The organism is Acinetobacter sp. (assembly GCF_049284435.1).
Lineage (GTDB): Bacteria > Pseudomonadota > Gammaproteobacteria > Pseudomonadales > Moraxellaceae > Acinetobacter.
Window position 1 is genome coordinate 1 of sequence record NZ_JBAPXX010000101.1, and the last position, 3,403, is coordinate 3,403.

Consider the following 3,403-nt stretch of genomic DNA (forward strand, 5'->3'; position numbering starts at 1 on the left):
CTGGGCGTAAAGACACACCACCACGGTTCATGATGAAATCAGGAAGCGAGTGTTGCATTTGAACGTCAACTGGTTTTGGATACGCAGCTGTATGACAGAAAGATTGCATAACAAGGTCAGCAGAGAAGCCTAGGCAAGCCAAGTCTTTCAATTCGTCACGAGTCATTGGACCAGTTGTATCTTGCGAACCCACAGTAGTCATCTTAGGTTCACAGTAAGTACCTGGAAGTACACCTTGACCTTCAGGAAGACCACAAGCGCGACCAACCATCTTCTGAGCTTGAGTGAAACCTTTACCAGTTGCAGCAGGCTGAACCGGAGTACGGAACATTGTAGATACTGGAAGACCTAAAGCTTCACGCGCTTTAGTCGTCAAACCACGACCTACGATCAGGTTAATACGACCACCAGCACGAACTTCGTCTAGAAGTACTGGAGTTTTAAGTTCAGCTTCAGCGATTTGTGCGCCGTCTTTGAACGCAGTTACTTTAGCAGCAGCGTGATCGATCTTAAGAACGATTTCGTCGCCCATGTTCATGTTGGCAACATCGATCTCGATCGGTAATGCACCCGCATCTTCCATGGTGTTGAAGAAAATCGGAGCGATTTTAGAACCTAGGCAGTAACCACCGTCTTTTTTGTTCGGGATGTGCGGGATGTCGTCACCGAAGAACCAAAGTACAGAGTTAGTTGCAGATTTACGAGAAGAACCTGTACCAACAACGTCACCAACGTAAGCAACTTGGTTGCCTTTCGCGATCAGCTCTTTAATTTGGTTAAGTGGACCCACTTCACCAGGAACTTCTGGATTGATCCCGTCACGTACGTTTTTCAACATTGCATTTGCGTGCAATGGAATGTCTGGACGGCTCCAAGCGTCTTGTGCAGGTGACAAGTCGTCAGTGTTAGTTTCGCCAGTTACTTTGAAAACTGTCAGTTTGATTTCTTCAGGAACGTCTTTACGGCTAGTGAACCATTCAGCGTCAGCCCAAGACTGCATAACTGCTTGAGCATTTACGTTACCAGCTTTTGCTTTATCAGCAACGTCATGGAATGCATCAAATACAAGAAGCGTTTTTTTCAATGCTTCAGCTGCAAGTTCAGCAAGCTCAGTATTGTCTAAAAGTTCAACTAAAGGCGCTACGTTGTAACCACCAAGCATAGTACCTAGTAAGTAAACAGCACGTTCTTTAGAAACGAGTGGAGAGGTTGCTTCGCCTTTTGCCAATGCAGCTAAGAACGCAGCTTTTACATATGCAGCTTGGTCAACACCTGCTGGTACACGGTTTTCAAGCAAATCTACCAAGTATGCTTCTTCACCAGCTGGCGGGTTTTTTAGTAGTTCAACTAATGCAGCTGTTTGGGCATCGTCAAGTGGCTTCGGTGGGACTCCGAGTGCGGCACGTTCTTCAACGTGTTGGCGGTAAGCTTCTAGCACAGTGTTATTCCTCTTTTTTAAAAAATTACTTATGAATTCCTGCTTATTCCAAGCTTCATAAATAATATGGACTCCGAAATTTTACTAAATTTCCAGTTAAAAGTTAATGCAACTCAAGTGTTTCTTCGTGATGCTCGTTATTTTATAACTAAATGATGCTCTTAATGATTATTCCATAATCAGTTCCAGCTTACACCACACGAAACAAGCCCATGAATAGGCCCTTTTAACTGAATTTAATGCATAAAAAAGGCAACCCTGATGTTGCCTGATTTGAAGTTAAAAAGATACTCCACCTTAGTGTACAGTGGTCGAGTTTAAATACTGCTGATATGAATCTCGGCAGCCTTGGAATTTCACCACGCATTCATCTTCATAGGTTGTACTGTGATTATTGCTGGCAAAGGAAATATCAACCTGATACAGCTTTTTATCTTGTTCTAGCATCTTCTTTAAAACGACTTTGTCACCCACGCTGAGTACATAGCGACTGCCGCCAATAATGACCACACCCTCTTCATCTTCAAGCAGCAGATCAGAATGATGTAAATATCTTACGACTTCCATATTATGCTACTCCTCGGTTAATTGGAGTTAAATTCATTATTCAATATAAAGATAAGTATTTCTATATTTTAGATTTAGAAATTGTCACAAAGTGTACATTTGCTTAGGCTATTTTTATTATTCAGTCTTTTGAAGATGCATATATTTAAAAATACGCTTAATGGGAAATATGGGTTGGATAATTTTATCTAGATATAAAAAACCGTTCCTTAGAACGGTTTGTAATCTGGTAATTCATCATGCGGTGTCGCAATACACTTTGCAGTAAATTCAGCGCGGACTTTTTCACGTGCTGCTTTTACATCTGCCTTAATCTCTTCGGCTGGAATTGCATAGACTTCATCAATAATATTCAGGATAAAACCTTTGGTGGTTTCATCGTCGATCTTGTTGGCATGCTCGATTGCTTTTTCTTTCTCAATCGCGTTCTGACGATCCAGCATAATGGTACGCGCCGCATTACCGACACTTCGACAATAACCTTGCCACTGCTCTTCAGGGGTTAAGGGTTTCTTCTCGGCACAACCGGCCAGAGCCAGCATAAACGATAAAGCCAATAACTTTTTCATGAATTTCTCCTTCCGAGGGGCAATATAAAAGATCGGGGAAGATTTGTCATTTCAAAATGCTTATTGTACTGAATTAAAAAAAGCCCACTAATGGGCTTTTTCATTTTGTGTGATTAACCGCATGAGGCCTGAATAATTTTTTTGCTTGCAGGATCTACGGTTACAGTCACTCGTTCTTCACGATAATCCATGGTCACCGCTTGACCCGGCTCGACCATACGTACAATTTGTGCTTTGGTTTTTTGCTTGATTTGTTCTTCAGTCAGATTAGATTGACCGACCAATGCCGCTGCATGATCAGCAATACATTTAGGTTGATTCATGTGCAGTAATTCCCACTCCTCGACCACCTGACCATTCTTTAAATGGCAATATCCGACCTGACCATTGCTTTCAGTACGAATTTCAAGTTTGCCACCCTGATTGACACAATAAGCGCTTGCAGGATTCGCTGAACCTATTTTAGGAGCTTCCGTCTCAGATTGCGGCGTGGTGGTACATGCACTTAGAGCAACAGCCAGCAAACCGAACAGCATTGTTTTTTTCATGAGAGCCTATTCTTCTTCAATAATTCTTCACCAATTTAGCATATTTCCTTGTCCTTGCCAGACACAAGTCTGTGTACATTTTTAACCGTACTTTTTCATTAAAGAATGGAAATAAGACCTTTGTGAATTAAGGACTTCAACGCTATAAATTCTCTCAATGAACAAGATAAACAGAAGAGAAGAACCTCTCCATAATAAGGAAATGCCGGACGAATCGCCTGAACTAAGTGATTATGCATTTCAATAGAATTGCATTGTCATTACACAAATCAAATATGACT

3 protein-coding genes and 1 pseudogene are annotated in these 3,403 nt (G+C 41.6%); all 4 read right to left on the reverse strand.

The features are described from left to right. Window positions 1-1,438, reverse strand: a pseudogene (locus WAK81_RS08985) (aconitate hydratase B); the annotation flags it as partial. A gap of 297 nt (window positions 1,439-1,735) precedes the next feature. Continuing rightward, a complete protein-coding gene (locus tag WAK81_RS08990) occupies window positions 1,736-2,005 on the reverse strand; it encodes a hypothetical protein (RefSeq protein WP_004278747.1) in 270 nt (89 codons plus the stop codon). Between the two features lie 209 nt (window positions 2,006-2,214). Beyond that, the gene (locus WAK81_RS08995; protein WP_004645374.1) at window positions 2,215-2,574 is read right to left on the reverse strand and encodes a hypothetical protein; all 360 of its coding nucleotides are present in this window, start codon (window positions 2,572-2,574) and stop codon (window positions 2,215-2,217) included. 113 nt (window positions 2,575-2,687) lie between these two features. Next, window positions 2,688-3,122, reverse strand: a complete 435-nt coding sequence (locus tag WAK81_RS09000) for an I78 family peptidase inhibitor (RefSeq protein WP_422196541.1) — start codon at window positions 3,120-3,122, stop codon at window positions 2,688-2,690. Window positions 3,123-3,403: the final 281 nt, after the last annotated feature.